Source organism: Butyrivibrio sp. NC2007 (genome assembly GCF_000421405.1).
GTDB lineage: Bacteria > Bacillota > Clostridia > Lachnospirales > Lachnospiraceae > Butyrivibrio.
Genome location: NZ_ATWY01000005.1, coordinates 121,441 through 137,986 on the forward strand (window position 1 = coordinate 121,441; position 16,546 = coordinate 137,986).

The window sequence follows — 16,546 nt, forward strand, 5'->3', positions numbered from 1 at the left end:
ATTATTAAAATAGAGTAAATTTTGCCATCCGGGGGAGGGAAAACATGTCCACAAAGGACTTTGATACAAGACCTATAGACCTTAAAAGGTTCTTTAGACAGTTTGTAAAGAGATTCTGGATTGTCATTGCAGTAACAGCACTCGGTGCGCTGCTGGGATTTGTCAGCTATGTGATCTATAGCAATGTAAAGAGTGGCAATACAGTTTACCGCATAAGAAACGACTATTATATAAACTTTGATTACGAGGCATTTCCTCAGGGACCGGATTATTTCAATGCCTATACTTGGGACGGAATATTAAGAGATGACCCTGTTGTGAACAAGGTACTGGAAGTTGCCCCCGGCATTACCAAGGCTCAGATACTTGAGTCCGTCAAGGGAGAGATCCTTGGAGATTACAGGATTCTCACCGTTGTTGTTACAGGTACAGACAAGGAGATGATACAGAGCATTTCTGATGCCTACAAGGTTGCACTTCCTGCATTTGCAGATGTATTGGACATGATAGCATCAATCGATCTTTGGACAGATGCGGAGATTGAGGAGTATGACGAGTATACCAGAGAGGGCAATGCAGCATTTTTAGGTGCTCTCATAGGTCTTTTCGTAAGTCTGTTTGCAGTTCTTTTATACGGAATTTTTGACGATGCCATCTACACCGAGAGAGACTGGGTCATCAGATACCCACAGATCCCTTACCTTGGCAAAAGAGATACCGACGAGTACAACGCCAACAGATCACATCTTTTGCAGTATGATGGCAACTATATAGAGCTTGCCACAGATCAGTTCAGATATGATCTTGATGAATTCGACAGAATGAGAGCAGCGGACGGAGTTATCCTTAAGCTCAGATCCGGAAAAGATAAGACAGAGGTTATGGACAAGGTGGTCTATACCCTTAGGAAGCAGGATATAAAAATAGTCGGAGTGATGGAGTAAATGGTTCTTTACGTGCTGATAGCTGCCATCACCATCGTGCTGGCTTGCCATGTTCAGACAGTTTCTAAAGCGCATGGTGAAATATTGATGGGATATACTACAAGGCAGAGAGCTCTTAATGCTCTGTGTCTTGTTTCTGTGTTTGTGATACTTACAACCCTTGCAGCTCTTCGCCACGAGGTTGGCAATGACTACGGAACCTACGTGGTTACCTGCCATGAGATATTCCAGAGGGGATATGTTGTTACCGAACCCGGATTTAATCTGGCTGTGAGGATACTATACACACTCTCAGGCAAGGAAGATTATCTTCTGATGTTCGGAGTTTTCGGAGCCGCCATAGTAGCTGTTTTCCTGAAAGTGATCAGGGATCAGAGCGACAGCTTTGCCTGGGGTTTTTTCATATTCATGACATTTGGCCTTTACTACAAGAGCTTTAATACTGTCAGGTATTACTTTGCGCTGGCCATCGCCACCTTTGCACTGCGCTATCTGGTGGATATAGACTGGCAGGGTATCATCAAGTTCTTTGTACTGATACTGTTTGCAGCAACCTTCCACAAGTCTGTGCTGGTAGTAATTCCTATGTACCTTCTGGCAAGGGTGCAGTGGAAGAAATGGGCGATAGCTCTTTTGGCAGTCTTTGCTGCTGTGGTAGGACTCTTTAACAAACAGATAATGGATATTGCACTTAAGCTCTATCCTTCATACAGAAATACCGTGTATATCGAGGAAGTTCATACAATTATTGATTATGCAGCTCCGATAGCAGGATGCATTTTTGTCCTGGTGATATGCCTCATCTGCTACGAAGATGCCATCAAAAACCGCATCGACAATCGCATGTATTTCAACATGAACATCATGGGAACTGCTCTTTACCTGAACTGTTACTGGCTTCCTCTGGTAACGAGATTTTCATACTATCTGACAACGGCGCAGATGCTTCTTTTGCCAAATATCATCTGCAGCATAAAGAACCCAAAAAAGAAAAAGGCAGTTACAACTGCAGTAATCGCCTTCTGCGTTCTTTACTTTTTGTATTTCCTTAGAGAAGCAGACAAGATGGGCGTAAGAGTACTGCCATATAAGAGCTGGCTCTTTTACGATCACAGATGGCTCAACCAGACGGATACGTTCTAAAGATCTGATATAAAGCCACTACAGGAGGACTAATATGGATAATGCCCCCCAGAAAACAAAATCCTATGCAGAATTTTTAAGGAAAAATCGAATAGCAGTAAACAAATCCCTCAATGTCGTTTTGTGGTTCTGCATTTTTACAGGACCGGCAATAGCGCTTGGAGTCGCAGGAGATATATTCAAGAATGTGGATTATGATATATGCATTCAGATATCTGTGATAGTGGCGATACTTGCCTTTGGACATTATCTGATGCTTAAGAAGTGGCCGGATTCTGTGGTGACTAGTATTACTGCACTGTTGGCTTTTAACATGCTCCTGGCTCATATGACCTATGGACGTGTCGCGGTTTATCTGACCTGGTTTTTAGTGCCGCTCCTTAGCCTGCTGTTTTGTGATACCAGGATATATATTTTCGCTGTAATATCCAACTACTGTCTGATGCTGCTTTCTACATGGATGGTAGCGCCTTATTTTTCCGGTATGAGGTCAGACTATGAGACAACGCTGGCGTATTTTCTTAATGCAATTGGCGGATATACCATAGAGACCATTATCATGACATTCGCAGGTCTTGCCCTTGGAAGACTGGCGTCAACCTATTTCCGGGACACAATGGTCCAGCAGGAAGATCTGATAGAGCATGAAACTCAGATGACAGAGCAGCTCGACATTCTGGATTCAATGGCGGAGATTTATGACAAGGTTAACCTCATTGACTTCTACAAGATGACTGAGCGCCCTTTAAGAGACGATAATGCAGATGACAAGCTCCACGAGAAGAAGCTTGACTTTGCTGTGTATGACCACACTTATATGACCCGCCAGATTATGGGGGATATTGTAGAGGACCAGGCACAAGCGTTTATCAATTTTACAAATATAACTACTGTTCAGGACAGGCTTGGAGACAAAAAGATCATATCCGGTGAGTTCATCAACAAGTACAGCGGATGGTTCAGAGCTCAGTACATTGTGGCTGAAAGAGGCGATGACGGCAGACCGATGATCGTTGTCTTTACTATCCAAAGCATAGAAGAAGAGAAGAGACGAGAAGAGCACCTTATTCGTATAGCGATGACGGATGAGCTCACAAGACTCTATAACAGACGATGCTACGAGGAAGATATACTTGTGTATCATGAAAAAGAGATCGAGGACGATTTCTCTGTTTTCTCAATTGATGTAAACGGACTGAAAGCCGCCAATGATACCAAGGGTCATGCTGCAGGAGATGAGCTCATAAAGGCTTGTTCTGAATGTTTGTTAAAGGCAGTTGCCTCGAGGGGCAAGGTTTATCGTACCGGCGGTGATGAGTTTATTGCTATTGTACATACCGATGACTCAAAAGCTCTTTTGACTGATATGAAGAATGAGGCTGCATCCTGGCATGGCAAATATCAGAATGTACTTACAATAGCCGTAGGCTATGCAGCCCATAAAGATCATCCTGAACTTTCTGTAGAAGACCTTGAGAAGGTGGCGGACAGAATGATGTACAGTGATAAGGCTGAATACTACAAGGCTGCGGGAATAGACAGAAGAAAACAATAATTGTATACTTAACGGGATAATTTATTCATAAGATTTTCGGAGGATTTAGACATGAAGATGAGATATTGCAAGAGATGCCTTCAGCCGGATACAAGACCGGGCATCATATTCGATGATGAGCAGATCTGTTTTGCCTGCAGATACGAGGAATCCAAGGCTACAATAGACTGGGCTGCAAGAGAGGCAGAGCTCAGGGGCTTTGCTGAGGAAGCCAAGGCAGAGGCCAAGAAGAGAGGAAATATCTATGACTGTATCATCGGTGTTTCCGGAGGTAAGGATTCAACCTTCCAGGCAGTATATGCCAAGGAGAAGCTTGGACTTAATCCCCTTCTTATCAACTGCATGCCTGACGAGATCACAGAGATCGGTCGCAAGAACATCAATAACTTAAACAACCTTGGTTTTGACATCATCTCAATCCGTCCAAATCCTATCGTTGCCAAGAAGCTCGCAAGAAAGTCATTCTTTGAGCGCGGCAATATCATCGCAGCTTCAGAGTACTGCCTCTGGGCTTCTTCATACATCATGGCTGTTAAGTTCAACATCCCTCTTATCATCCAGGGCGAGAACGCAGCTCTTACTCTTGGCGCTGCCAAGAACCAGGAAGCAACAGGTAACGCTTTCTCTGTAATGCAGCTTGAGACAATCCGTGGAGCCAGCGTAGACAGCTTCGTTGATCTTTCAAACAACATTACTGAAAAAGATCTTTTCCTCTACAAGATTCCTACCGTTGAGGAGATGCAGGCTAAGGGCATCAAGGCTATATTCCTTCAGTACTACACCAAAGAATGGTCACAGGTCAGCAACGCAGACTTTGCTGTTGCAAGAGGACTTACCGGAAGATCAGGAGATCTTCATGATCTTGGCCGCTACAGAAGATACACAGCTCTCGACTGCGATCTTCAGATTCCTAACCAGATGATCAAGTACTTAAAGTTCGGTTTCGGATACGCTACAGATGAGATCTGCTACGACATCAGAGAGGGAAGATTCTCAAGAGAGGACGGAAAGTGGTACGTCAACGAGTACGACGGACTCTGCGGTCAGCAGTACATCGCCAAGGCCTGCAAGTATCTGTCTATCACCGAGGCAGAGTTCTGGGAAGTTGTTGATAAGTACGTCAACAGAGATCTCTTCGAGAAAGTAAACGGAAAATGGACTCCTAAGTTCACAGTTGGTGAGGACTATGAATCATAAGATAAAAAAGTATTGGTATATGTACTTAACAGGAACACTGCTTCTTATACAAGCGGCAGTGTTCCTTGTATTTCGTGGGGAGAGCTATTTTCAGATCCACGATAATTTAGATTTGTTTATGGGCCACTATGAGATGCTAAAGAAGGCGCATCTCTGGTTTGCTCACGGAGTTGACGCTCCCATTCTTCACGGAGTGCCAAGGGACCTCTTCGGTTCTGAATTTAATCTCTACAATTTCTTTTACATAATTCTGCCCACCTATTGGGCGTACCTTGCCGGCTACGCTGCCAAGATAGCCATCGGAATGTTGTCTTTCATCCTCCTGGCCAAAGACATATATAAGGAGCGCTACGAAAACTATAAGCCCCTTGTTATCGTCATCGCAGCAGCTTTCGGAATGATACCGGTTTTCCCGACCTACGGCATTGCATTTACCTCGGTGCCTTTTATAGTTCTTTTCCTGAGAAAGCTCTACTTCGCGCAGAGCTTTAAAGAGAGACTTCCGTGGTATGTGGCAGTGTTCTTCTATCCGCTGATTTCCTACTTCTCATACCATGGCTTCTTTATCCTGAGCTACATGGTCTGTGCGGTTATCATCCTGTGGATCAGGGACAGGAAATTCCCAAAGAGCACCTTCGCATCAATCGTTGTTCTCTCATTGGGATATATCCTTCTCGAGTACAGGCTTTTCGGGCAGATGCTCGGAACGGATACTGTCACCATCAGGACCACCATGGACCACGGCGATCTGTCCTTCGGACAGGCCATGGCTACTGCCTTTAGTGAATTTGTGAACACATCCTTCCACTCGGAGGATTCACATACCTACATTGTGCTGGGAGTGGTGCTGATTGCAATGGTTCTTATCAACATCGGCCACGTAAGAGCAGGTAAGGCAAAAGAGATACTGACAGATCCAATTAATCTGGTGATGCTCTGGATCATCTTCAACGTGTTGATCTTTGGTCTGTATCAGTTTGCACCTTTCAGGCATCTCTTTGAAATGCTGCTTCCGCCTCTTACAGGCTTTGAGTTTGCACGTACAGCTTACTTTAACACCTTCCTGTGGTACGCAGAGCTTCTTCTTGTTTGCATCCGCATGTACGATTATGGGAAAAAGAACCTTAAGCTGCTTGCAAACGTTATCGTCACCCTGGCAGTGGTTGTTGTAATGTTTGTTCCGCAGGTTTACAACGATTTCTACTACACCTGCTACAATCAGGCATACAAGGTTATTAAGCACAAAGAAACCAGCACTGTTAATTACAACGAGTTCTATTCAGCTAAGCTTTTTGAAAAGATCAAGGACGAGATTGATTATAACGGCGAATGGTCTGCTACCTACGGCTTCCATCCCGCTATCCTCAACTACAACGGTATTGCTTCCGTTGACGGATATCTCGGCATGTATGCTCAGGAGTACAAGGATAAGTGGACCAAGGTTATTGAGCCTGCTTTTGAAGGCTCACCTTCGCTTGCTTCATACTTCGTCGGATGGGGAGCAAGGGTCAACCTTATCTCAGCTGATGATGAAAACACCTACGCACCACTTCGCGTTATGGATCCCGTAGACAAGAGACTTGTTGCCGACATGGATGAGCTAAGGAGTCTTGACTGCAAATATATATTTGCAAGGTTTGAAATCAGTAATGCTGCAGATATCGGCCTTAATCTGGTTGGCAGTTACACGGATGAGAGCAGTCCTTATACCATTTTTGTTTATGAACTTTAAAGCACCTTGAGATTGGTGTGATAATTCTGTGATAAATCTAATGCTATTATCATTTTGTTGAGAAAAATGATAGGCCACAACGGTCGCTTAAGAGAGAAGAGGAGACAGATTTATTATGAAGAGAAGAATTGCACTTTTAATGGTTGGTGTTATGTTTGGACTTACAGCTTGCGGAACACAGCAGGTAGCAGAAGCACCTGCAGAGCAGGCACAGGAGACTGAGGCAGCGCAGGAGGTTGCAGAGCAGGCTCCCGAGACAGAAACTGCAGAAGCTGATTTGGGTCAGGACATTACTTATGTTGAGGACATGGTTCTTTCAACAGATCTTTATTCAATAACAATGCCCGAGGAATTCAAGGGCAAATTTCTTGCATACATAAACGGTAACGAGATCAGCTTCTACGACAAGGCAAGTAACGAGGCAGGCTTTGGTGGATATGCATTTTCCGTAGTTGCAGATGTAGACAAGAACTACATTGCAGGCGGAATGTACACAAAGGTTGGCGAGATCCTGACTCCCGAGGGACAGACTGTAGATGTCTTAAAGGGCTATCCATCAGATGTACAGTGGGATTACGTGACATATCCCGATATGGAATCAGCTGAGGATTACAACAAGCTTTATCTGGCAACAGACAGCATTATCGAATCCATTCAGGCAAATGATGGTTATTACTATATGTACGGTGCAGGCATCAAGGGTGAGGACCTGTACTTTGTTACACTTGATTCATTTGTTCAGGCCTGCACAGAGGGCTGGGATGCAGCCAAGTTTGAGGAGAATGGCCTTAGCCCGGAGTATGGTGCACTCATCCAGAACGAGGGCGAGAAGGCACTTGATAAGATTGGCTATGCTTACAGGGATATCTCAAGCGATGGTGTTGACGATCTCATCATCGGTGTTATCGGAGATAGCAGCGAGCCTACCGTGGTGTACGACATCTACACCATGGTAAACAGAGAGCCGGCACACGTTATCAGCGGAACTTCAAGAAACAGATGCTATGCCCTTGAGTACAGCGGATTTGCAAATGTTGCTTCCGGCGGTGCAAATGAAAACGAAGTGGCTTTATATGAGATCGAACCCGGCACAACAAATCTTATACAGCAGTTCACGCTTAAGTATGACGGCTACGAAGATGAGAAGAATCCATGGTTTGTAAGCTACGATGACGGAGCGACCTGGGAGAGCATGACCGAGGAGGATTACACAGACAGACTTAAGATGACTGAGGAGAGATACTTAAATCTCGACCTTAAGCCCATCTCAGACCTTATTCCTATCGATTATTCAAAGGTTGATCTTAGTAAGTACGCAACCTTCACCAAGATGATCGATGACTTCAAGCCCGGCATGGGATATGCAAATGAACCTGTCGGAGATACAGACGTATTCTTCGTTTCAAGCGCATGCTACAACGGAGAGAATGACACCAAGAATGCCATCGATTCATCACTGTTTGTATATGATAATGATTCTATCGTAATGATCGGTCAGGTAGCTTCAATCGGAACAGCTTATCCTGTTACCCTCAATGACGGTTACATTTACGTCGGCGGACATCATGAGGTTTTCAAGTACACAGTTAAGGATAATAAGCTCGTTGTAGCCGAGGAAGCATCCGAAGTCTTCGACACAGCAGGCAACGCTACTTACTACTACGCCAAGGACGGAGCTACTGCCGAAGAGGTTAAGGACGACTCCAATCTTACCAGAATCTTCGACGAGTACTTCTCCGGCCAGCCAGTAGAATACGCAGTCGTACAGGATTAATGAGTCACCGGGGACGTTTCAGTTCGTCTCAAAATGAGTCACCGGGGACGTTTCAGATTGACTCAAAATGAGTCAATCTGAAACGTCCCCAGTGACTCATCTTTTTTATTTTGTGCAATTAGAATATAATTGTTGATATGAGTAAAAGAGATAACACAAGAATTTACATATGCCACACCTACTACCACGCCTACATAGCTGTGGTAAAAGAGCTGGTGAAAAGACATGACTCAAGCGCCAAGGCGGACATCATGCTAAGCACAATGTCCAATGACTTCGGAAGGTTAAAAGAGCGCCTCGAGAGAGCCGGAGTGTTCGATAGAGTCTTCATGTTTGATGAGAAGGAAGATGTGACCAGCGAAGAAGTCATGAGCTATCACAGGGACAAGGGCAACATTGTTGCCAATCTTCTTCAGAGGATCACCTATACCAAGCTCCTTGGTAAGCTCCAGGAACCACATATTCCGACAGACCTCTCAGCGTACAGCGATGTGTATGTGTTCTGCGACTCGGACCCTATCGGCTACTACTTAAATTACAAGAAGATCCGTTATCATGCCATTGAGGATGGCCTTAATTCCGGAAGGCTTGACGATCAGGCCCGCAACGCCAACAGAGGTGCATGGCCCCTTAAGCGCGCCATGGCAGCGCTTGGGCTGATCTTTATAGAGAGCGGATACAGCAGATACTGCATAGACTATGAAGTCAACGATATCAGCGCCAATCATTCGCTTCCGCCAAACGTAGTGGAGGAGCCCAGAGAAGAGCTCAATAATAAGCTCACCCCTGAGGACCACAAAGTCCTGGTGGATATCTTCCTTGAGAACAAAGACAGCGTAGTATCACAGCTCATCGGAGATGGCAGCGACAAACGTCCACAGGTCATGATCCTTACCGAACCCCTTTGCGAGATGGATGTCCGTAAGAAACTCTTTGGCGACATCATCGATGAGTACAAGGCAGACAACCGCGTTATCATCAAGCCCCACCCCAGGGATGTTCTTGACTATGAAAAAGAGTTCCCTGACACAGTTGTCATCAGAGACAAGTTCCCCATGGAAGTTCTTGGCGACATCGAGGGCTTTAAAGTTGATAAAGTGATCTCCGTCATCACTCAGATGGAGAATGTTTATTTTGCAAAAGAGATTGTCTATCTGGGCCTGGATTTTCTTGATAAATACGAGGATCCGTCCATTCACAGAAAGACAGAAAATCTCGACAAATAGCACGGAGCAGCACTGCTACCCAAAAGGAAAAATAAAATGGCATTGTTTTTACGTAATGCGACAATTGAAGATGCGCAGGATGTCTTTAACTGGAGAAATGACCCCGATACCCGCGCAAACTCTTTTAACAAGGACGAGATAGACCTTGAGAGCCACATGCTCTGGTTCGGAAAGCGCCTCGGCCGGGAGAATACCCTCATGTACATCCTCATGAACGGCAACAAAAAGGCCGGCAACATCAGGATAGACATAGAGGGAACCACGGGAGAGATCAGCTATATGATAGCTCCCGAAGCCCGCGGTAAGGGCTATGGCAAAAAGATCCTTGCCCTTCTTGAAAAGACCCTTGCAGAAACAGAAGCGGGAGAGCGGATAACCGGACTCAAAGGCAGTGTCCTTAAAGGCAACAAAGCTTCCTGCAAGTGCTTTATCGCAAACGGCTACACCCAGTCAGAGGAAGAAGATTCCTACTGCTTCACAAAAGAAATTTGAGGTGACAGATAACTATGTTTAATAAAGAGATCAGGATCGGAAACAAAACGGTTGGAGAAAACCACCCTGCCATGATAGTGGCTGAGCTTTCCGGCAATCACAACGGTGACTACAACAGAGCCATAGAGATCATCCACGCCGCCAAGGAAGCGGGAGCGGATGCCATCAAGCTTCAGACATACACAGCGGATACCATAACCATCGACTGCGACAAGCCCTGGTTCATGACACCCGGCGACGGACTCTGGGCCGGAAGGACCCTTCATAACCTCTACGAGGAGGCCTACACTCCCTGGGAGTGGCACGAAGGCCTTTTTGCTGAGGCCAAAAAGCTCGGAATGGAGGCGTTCTCATCGCCCTTTGACCCCACATCCGTAGATTATCTTGAGAACTTAAATGTTCCTGCCTACAAGATCGCAAGCTTTGAGATAAACGACATTCCCCTTATCAGGAAGATCGCAAGGCTCGGCAAGCCCATTATCTTCGCGACAGGAATTGCCTACGAGGAGGATATAGAGCTCGCTCTTAACACCTGCAAGGAAGAGGGTAACGACCAGGTGATCCTTCTTAAATGTGTCAGCGCATATCCTACACCCTACAACCTTGTGAACCTTCGCATGATGCAGAATCTTAAGGACAAATACGACTGCGTTGTCGGCCTCTCAGACCACACGCCCGGCGGAACAATCCCCGTTGGAAGCATCGCCCTCGGTGCCAGGATGATAGAGAAGCACCTGACCCTGAACCGCTCAGCCGGAGGCGTTGACGATGCCTTCTCCATGGAACCCTCTGAGTTTGCCCAGATGGTCAAGGAAGTGCGCATCATGGAAGAAGCCCTCGGAAGCTATGAATACAAGCTTACTGACAAGCAGATCAAGGAACGCGGCCTTTCAAGATCTCTTTTCGTGGTAAAAGACATTAGGAAGGGCGAGACCATAACTGAAGAAAACGTGAGATCCATCCGCCCGGGAATCGGAATGCACACCAAGCACTACGAGGAAGTCCTCGGCAGAAAGGCATCTCAGGACATAGAGAAAGGCACACCCCTTAGCTGGGAGCTTATTGACTGATGATCGGTATTAGAGCAGATGCCAACAGAATAATCGCAACAGGTCACGTCATGCGCTGCATTACTATCGCAAAGGAAATAGTAAAGCAGGGAGAGTCTGTGACCTTTTTTGTGGCGGACGAAGAGTCAAGAGAACTGGTTAACCTTTACGCGAAAGGCGTTTCCGGTATCGAGACGATTGTCCTTGGCAGCAACTGGCAGGACATGGAAAAAGAGATCCCGGCACTTAGACGCGAACTTGATGAGCGCAAAATTAAAGCCCTTCTGGTGGATTCCTATCAAGTCACTGTCAGATATTTTGAAGAACTTAAGGATATCTGCCCCATCGCCTACATGGACGATCTGGGAAAAGAGCCTTATCCGGTAGATATACTCATTAACTACAGCGGATACTATGAGAGCATGAACTATAAAGAGCTCTACAAGGGACAGAGCGGATACAGGAAAGCGCCAACAGAGCTGCTCCTTGGCCTGTCCTATGCACCGCTTCGCGAGCAGTTTTACTCAGAAACAGATAGCAGCAATGCAAAAAGCGATGACTTCAACATCCTTGTCACCTCCGGAGGGACGGACAATTACCGAATGCTCTCAGGCGTGATAAAGGCCATGGAGGAGCAGGACCTTATCTCAAAGGCAAACTTCAAGGTTGTTGCCGGCAACATGGTATCCGGCATAGACATCCTGAGGGACTACGCCGGCAGATACCGGAATGTTGAAGTTTTAAAGAACGTGGAGCAGATGGCAGATCTTATGAGGAGTTGCAACCTTGCCATCGCAGCAGCAGGCACCATGCTGACAGAGTGCGCAGCTGTTTGCCTCCCTGTCATATACTATCAGGTGGCTGACAATCAGAAGTTCAACGTATCATTCTGGCAGGGGACAGGCGGAATGTCTTTTGCAGGAGATGTTACCAAAGAGGGAGACAGAGAAGAGACCTTGCAGAATATCTGCAATCAGGTGAAAGCTCTTTTGACGAATAAAGAAAAACTGTCGGCCATGAAGAATGCCCTTTCCGGCGTTACTGACGGCCGAGGAGCTGTAAGGATTGCAAAAGCTCTTTTAACAATAAACTAAGTGAGGATTTATCTATGAAAACACTGGCTATGATCACAGCAAGGGGAGGAAGCAAGAGGATTCCCCGTAAGAATATAAAGGAGTTCAATGGTAAGCCCATCATCGCATACTCAATTGAGGCGGCGCTCTCATCCGGAGTGTTCGACGAAGTAATGGTCTCCACAGATGATGAGGAGATTGCAGAGATTGCAAAAAAGTACGGAGCCAAGGTGCCCTTCTTCAGGAGCGAGAAGACTGCGAATGACTTTGCTACAACGGTTGATGTCATCGAAGAGGTGCTCAATACCTACAAGGAAAGAGGAGAGGAATTCGACATCTTCTGCTGCATCTATCCTACGGCGCCGTTTATAACAGCAAAGAGGTTAAAAGACGCTGTTGAGGAGCTGGCAAAATCTGATGCCGATTCACTTATCCCCGTTGTAAGGTTCTCCTATCCGCCTCAGAGGGCAATGGAGGTACACGACGGAAAGCTGGTGTTCAGGCAGCCTGAGAACCTCTCAAAGAGGAGCCAGGATCTTGAGCCGCACTTCCACGACGCAGGGCAGTTTTATGTGGTAAGGAGCGAGAGCTTTTTTAAGAACCGCGGGATAATGGTGGGAGATATCCTTCCCATGGAACTCTCGGAACTTGAGGTTCAGGACATCGACAACGAAGTTGACTGGAAACTGGCAGAGCTTAAATACAATCTTTTGAATGAAGGTTAAGTTATGAAAGGGGGCATCCGATATATATAAAGGATGAATGCCCTCTTTTAAATTGTCATCCTTTGCGTTATAATGTGGAATGAAATCATAGACTTATTGTTATTATCCGCGTTTATGCGCTTTCATAAATGCGTTGAAAGGGGTATTTGAGAATTATGCAGTATGCAGATATCGGAATCGATTTAGGTACAGCCTCTGTACTTGTATATATCAAGGGTAAGGGCGTTGTTTTAAAAGAGCCATCAGTTGTGGCTTACGACAGAGATACAGAAGAGATCAAGGCTATCGGAGAGGATGCAAGACTTATGCTTGGTCGTACACCGGGTAACATCGTAGCTGTAAGACCTCTTCGTCAGGGCGTTATTTCCAACTACAAGATAACCGAGCAGATGATGAGATACTTCATCAAGAAGGCTATCGGCAGAAGGATCCACAGAAAGCCCTTTATCGCTGTTTGCGTTCCTTCCGGAGCAACAGAGGTTGAGAAGAAGGCGGTAGAAGATGCTACAAGACTCTGCGGAGCAAGAGATGTTGAGACCATCGAGGAGCCTATTGCAGCAGCTATCGGAGCCGGAATTGACATTACAAAGCCATGTGGAAACATGATCGTTGATATAGGCGGTGGTACATCAGATATCGCTGTTATCTCTCTTGGAGGAACCGTTGTCAGCACATCCGTTAAGGTTGCAGGCGATGACTTCGACGAGGCAATTGTTCGTTACATGCGTAAGAAACACAATCTGCTTATCGGTGACAGAACAGCCGAGGATATCAAGATCAAGATCGGTTCAGCTTATCCAAGAGCTGAGAACGACACAATGGACGTAAGAGGAAGAAACCTTGTAACAGGTCTTCCCAAGACAGTAAGAGTATCATCAGAAGAGACAGAAGAGGCGCTCAGAGAGCCTACAAGCCAGATCATTGAGGCTATCCATAGCGTCCTTGAGAATACACCCCCGGAGCTGGCAGCAGATATCGCTGACAGAGGAATTGTTCTTACCGGTGGTGGAGCACTTCTTCGCGGACTTGAGGACCTTATCTATTCAAAGACAGGTATCAACACAATGACCGCTGAGGATCCAATGACAGCCGTTGCTATCGGAACAGGCCGTTACATTGAATTCGTATCCGGTTACCGCGAGGATTAATACACACATCACTGCTCATGGATAGAGCGGTAGTAATGGCCAGGATGGCATGAGGTACTTTGTATGGTAAAGGGTCTTTACACTGCTTACACAGGGATGATCAATGAGCAGCACAGGATGGATGTGCTCACCAACAATCTTGCCAATGCCAATACCAATGGTTACAAGAAGGAAGGCGCAACTGCACAGTCTTTCAAGGATCAGCTTGCGCTCAAAATTAAAGACATAACTGATGCCCCGTTCACTGCTCGTGGACTGGGCATTATTAATCCCGGGGTTAAGATCGGCGAGGGCTATGTAGACTGGACCGAGGGCCCCATGAAGGAGACTCATAACACCTTCGATATGGCCATCGGCGGAAGCGGATTTTTCGCAGTCGAATACGCCATGAAGGCTGAGGATGAAAACGAGGACGAGGATACAACCGGTACCAATAATACCAACAACTGGAGACTTTCAAGATATCAGAACGACAGGACTCTGGCAGCCTACAAGGCAGGCAAGCTCTCTCTTGATCAGATGAGAGATAACGGCTACGAGCAGATGGTGCTCTATACAAGAGACGGTAACTTCACTCTTAACAGTGAAGGCGTTCTGGTTACTCAGGACGGCGACTTTGTTCTTTCACAGGATCAGGGACACATTGAACTTGATCCCAACCTTCCCGTACAGATTTCTACCAATGGAGAGGTGGTTCAGGACGGACAGGTTGTTGCTACCATAGGAGTCTTCGACTTTGAAAAGACTGTTCAGAGAAATGGAATGAGTACCTATACAACGCTTGAGCACTACGGCGAGAATGGATTTATTCCTACGGACGATGCTGCTCAGGTAGAGGCTACCGGCCAGGTTTATGCGGGATTTTTGGAGCAGTCCAATGTTTCTGTAGTTGATGAGATGGTTAACATGATTGCAGTTCAGAGAAACTATGACACCAACCAGAGGATGATCACCACAATTGATGATACTCTGGATAAGGCGGTTAACCAGATCGGAACCCTGAGTTAAATTTTATAAATTTTTAATAATTTAACTCACACAGTATGACGATAAATAAACAGAGAACTATATTGAAGTCACGGATGACGCATTGTTCAGCAAAGAGCCACGGATGGTAACAGCTCTTACTGAATCGGAGGTGACTGAATATGGTAAGAAGTTTATGGTCAGCAGCTACAGGAATGAACGCCCAGCAGACGAATGTGGATACTATATCCAACAATCTCGCCAACGTTAACACAACGGGCTATAAGGCACAGGGCGCTCAGTTCAAATCTCTTTTATATCAAGAGTTACAGACTATAACTACAACAGCAAACGGCGCACCCAAGCCCACCACATCACAGGTAGGCCTTGGTGTTCGTACTTCTACGATCAATCAGTATTTTTCCCAGGGATCATTTCAGGAGAATGCAAATCCTGCAGCTATTGCCATTAGTGGCGATGGCTTCTTCAAGTACCAGGGAGCAACTGACGGAGAAGTATTATATACAAGAAACGGTAACTTCACATGGGCTCTTTCCGGCGGAAACGGATCACCTCTTGTTCTTACCACTGCAGAAGGTAACAAGGTTCTTGGAATCAATGATCAGCCTATTCAGGTAGACGGAAACATGGTTGCCAGCCGTATCACCATCGGCGGAGACGGCAAGATCTACTATCCTGATGCACAGGGCGTTCCTCAGGAAGTTGGCGGAATGCAGATAGGTCTTTGGCAGTTCCCTAACAGAGAAGGTCTTCAGAGAGTAGGAAGCGTGGCATGGCAGGAGACGGCAGCCAGCGGAGCAGCTATCAATGAGAATCAGGCAGCCGGAAACATTAAGAGATCCGAGCTGGTTCAGGGATATCTTGAAGGATCAAACGTAAACGTAGCAACAGAGATGGTTAACCTCATCGTTGCACAGCGTGCCTATGAAATGAATTCAACTGCGATCCAGACAACAGATGAGATGATGCAGACAGCTAACTCTCTTAAGAGATAAGCTGTAGTTAGGGGTAGTTATGGCGAGCTTTAATGTCAGCGGTATAAACGCATCGGCAATAAGTGAATATGCAATGCAGGAGAGCAAGAACGCCAGCACCATCGCTCTTCAGAAAAAGCTTGAGAACACTTCAGCTAAGTCTACCGACGATGAACTCTGGCAGGCCTGTAAGGGATTTGAAGCCTACTTTATGGAGCAGATCTACAAAGAGATGCAGAAGTCCGTGGATGCTCTCAAGCCCGACGATCAGGACAAATCCACCTCGACGTTGGTTGACTACTTCAAGAATCAGACTCTCCAGGAGATATGTGCTGATTCGGTAGATACCCAGAGTAATGGCTTTGCCCAGATGCTCTACGAGAATCTGAAAAGAAATTATGACATTCCTACAGCTCCTGAAGCAGAAAAGACACAGGGTCCGGAGCAGGTTTAATAAAATTATAAAAGTCGTCAAATCTTAAGAAAATCTTAAAGTCTTGGCGACTTTTTCTATGCTATAATTCAGT

Annotated in this window: 15 protein-coding genes; all 15 read left to right on the forward strand. The window is 46.0% G+C overall.

The genetic code is table 11. The features are described from left to right. Positions 1-44 precede the first annotated feature (44 nt). The 15 genes from G632_RS0105700 (at position 45) to G632_RS0105770 (ending at position 16,473) form a co-directional block, all read left to right on the forward strand. Positions 45-944 (forward strand): hypothetical protein, encoded by a 900-nt coding sequence (locus G632_RS0105700; protein WP_022768063.1) that lies wholly within the window; start codon positions 45-47, stop codon positions 942-944. Continuing rightward, positions 945-2,087: an EpsG family protein gene (locus tag G632_RS0105705; RefSeq protein ID WP_022768064.1), complete on the forward strand. Its 1,143-nt coding sequence runs from the start codon at positions 945-947 to the stop codon at positions 2,085-2,087. A gap of 34 nt (positions 2,088-2,121) precedes the next feature. Continuing rightward, a complete protein-coding gene (locus G632_RS20975) occupies positions 2,122-3,642 on the forward strand; it encodes a sensor domain-containing diguanylate cyclase (RefSeq protein WP_022768065.1) in 1,521 nt (506 codons plus the stop codon). A gap of 51 nt (positions 3,643-3,693) precedes the next feature. After that, positions 3,694-4,839, forward strand: a complete 1,146-nt coding sequence (locus tag G632_RS18945; RefSeq protein WP_022768066.1) for an N-acetyl sugar amidotransferase — start codon at positions 3,694-3,696, stop codon at positions 4,837-4,839. Continuing rightward, complete coding sequence (locus G632_RS0105720) at positions 4,829-6,571, forward strand: DUF6044 family protein (protein WP_022768067.1); 1,743 nt, start codon at positions 4,829-4,831, stop codon at positions 6,569-6,571. The genes G632_RS18945 and G632_RS0105720 overlap by 11 nt, the downstream gene beginning before the upstream one ends. A gap of 115 nt (positions 6,572-6,686) precedes the next feature. Then, a complete protein-coding gene (locus G632_RS0105725; RefSeq protein WP_022768068.1) occupies positions 6,687-8,345 on the forward strand; it encodes a hypothetical protein in 1,659 nt (552 codons plus the stop codon). 137 nt (positions 8,346-8,482) lie between these two features. Next, positions 8,483-9,571, forward strand: coding sequence for a glycosyltransferase family 52 (locus G632_RS0105730; RefSeq protein WP_022768069.1), 1,089 nt, complete (start codon positions 8,483-8,485; stop codon positions 9,569-9,571). Positions 9,572-9,607: 36 nt separating this feature from the next. Then, positions 9,608-10,063, forward strand: coding sequence for a GNAT family N-acetyltransferase (locus G632_RS18950; RefSeq protein WP_022768070.1), 456 nt, complete (start codon positions 9,608-9,610; stop codon positions 10,061-10,063). 14 nt (positions 10,064-10,077) lie between these two features. Next, positions 10,078-11,133 carry a pseudaminic acid synthase gene (pseI, locus tag G632_RS0105740; RefSeq protein WP_022768071.1) on the forward strand — a complete coding sequence of 352 codons (1,056 nt, stop codon included), beginning with the start codon at positions 10,078-10,080 and terminating at the stop codon, positions 11,131-11,133. Beyond that, a complete protein-coding gene (gene pseG, locus G632_RS0105745) occupies positions 11,133-12,206 on the forward strand; it encodes a UDP-2,4-diacetamido-2,4,6-trideoxy-beta-L-altropyranose hydrolase (protein WP_022768072.1) in 1,074 nt (357 codons plus the stop codon). The genes pseI and pseG overlap by 1 nt, the downstream gene beginning before the upstream one ends. A 14-nt stretch (positions 12,207-12,220) precedes the next feature. Continuing rightward, a complete protein-coding gene (pseF, locus tag G632_RS0105750) occupies positions 12,221-12,910 on the forward strand; it encodes a pseudaminic acid cytidylyltransferase (RefSeq protein WP_022768073.1) in 690 nt (229 codons plus the stop codon). Positions 12,911-13,065: 155 nt separating this feature from the next. Beyond that, entirely contained in the window at positions 13,066-14,058 is a 993-nt protein-coding gene (locus tag G632_RS0105755; RefSeq protein ID WP_022768074.1) for a rod shape-determining protein, read from the forward strand. A gap of 63 nt (positions 14,059-14,121) precedes the next feature. Continuing rightward, positions 14,122-15,066 carry a flagellar hook-basal body protein gene (locus tag G632_RS0105760; RefSeq protein WP_022768075.1) on the forward strand — a complete coding sequence of 315 codons (945 nt, stop codon included), beginning with the start codon at positions 14,122-14,124 and terminating at the stop codon, positions 15,064-15,066. 140 nt (positions 15,067-15,206) lie between these two features. Continuing rightward, on the forward strand, positions 15,207-16,040 hold the full coding sequence (locus tag G632_RS0105765) for a flagellar hook-basal body protein (RefSeq protein WP_022768076.1): 834 nt from the start codon (positions 15,207-15,209) through the stop codon (positions 16,038-16,040). Positions 16,041-16,059: 19 nt separating this feature from the next. After that, a complete protein-coding gene (locus G632_RS0105770) occupies positions 16,060-16,473 on the forward strand; it encodes a hypothetical protein (protein ID WP_022768077.1) in 414 nt (137 codons plus the stop codon). The last annotated feature ends 73 nt before the right edge of the window (positions 16,474-16,546 follow it).

What these genes read in the sequence shown, in the direction of transcription:
- G632_RS0105700 (WP_022768063.1), top strand. Translation starts at nt 45, where the DNA reads ATGTCCACAAAGGACTTTGATACAAGACCTATAGACCTTAAAAGGTTC.
- G632_RS0105705 (WP_022768064.1), top strand. Translation starts at nt 945, where the DNA reads ATGGTTCTTTACGTGCTGATAGCTGCCATCACCATCGTGCTGGCTTGC.
- G632_RS20975 (WP_022768065.1), top strand. Translation starts at nt 2,122, where the DNA reads ATGGATAATGCCCCCCAGAAAACAAAATCCTATGCAGAATTTTTAAGG.
- G632_RS18945 (WP_022768066.1), top strand. Translation starts at nt 3,694, where the DNA reads ATGAAGATGAGATATTGCAAGAGATGCCTTCAGCCGGATACAAGACCG.
- G632_RS0105720 (WP_022768067.1), top strand. Translation starts at nt 4,829, where the DNA reads ATGAATCATAAGATAAAAAAGTATTGGTATATGTACTTAACAGGAACA.
- G632_RS0105725 (WP_022768068.1), top strand. Translation starts at nt 6,687, where the DNA reads ATGAAGAGAAGAATTGCACTTTTAATGGTTGGTGTTATGTTTGGACTT.
- G632_RS0105730 (WP_022768069.1), top strand. Translation starts at nt 8,483, where the DNA reads ATGAGTAAAAGAGATAACACAAGAATTTACATATGCCACACCTACTAC.
- G632_RS18950 (WP_022768070.1), top strand. Translation starts at nt 9,608, where the DNA reads ATGGCATTGTTTTTACGTAATGCGACAATTGAAGATGCGCAGGATGTC.
- pseI (WP_022768071.1), top strand. Translation starts at nt 10,078, where the DNA reads ATGTTTAATAAAGAGATCAGGATCGGAAACAAAACGGTTGGAGAAAAC.
- pseG (WP_022768072.1), top strand. Translation starts at nt 11,133, where the DNA reads ATGATCGGTATTAGAGCAGATGCCAACAGAATAATCGCAACAGGTCAC.
- pseF (WP_022768073.1), top strand. Translation starts at nt 12,221, where the DNA reads ATGAAAACACTGGCTATGATCACAGCAAGGGGAGGAAGCAAGAGGATT.
- G632_RS0105755 (WP_022768074.1), top strand. Translation starts at nt 13,066, where the DNA reads ATGCAGTATGCAGATATCGGAATCGATTTAGGTACAGCCTCTGTACTT.
- G632_RS0105760 (WP_022768075.1), top strand. Translation starts at nt 14,122, where the DNA reads ATGGTAAAGGGTCTTTACACTGCTTACACAGGGATGATCAATGAGCAG.
- G632_RS0105765 (WP_022768076.1), top strand. Translation starts at nt 15,207, where the DNA reads ATGGTAAGAAGTTTATGGTCAGCAGCTACAGGAATGAACGCCCAGCAG.
- G632_RS0105770 (WP_022768077.1), top strand. Translation starts at nt 16,060, where the DNA reads ATGGCGAGCTTTAATGTCAGCGGTATAAACGCATCGGCAATAAGTGAA.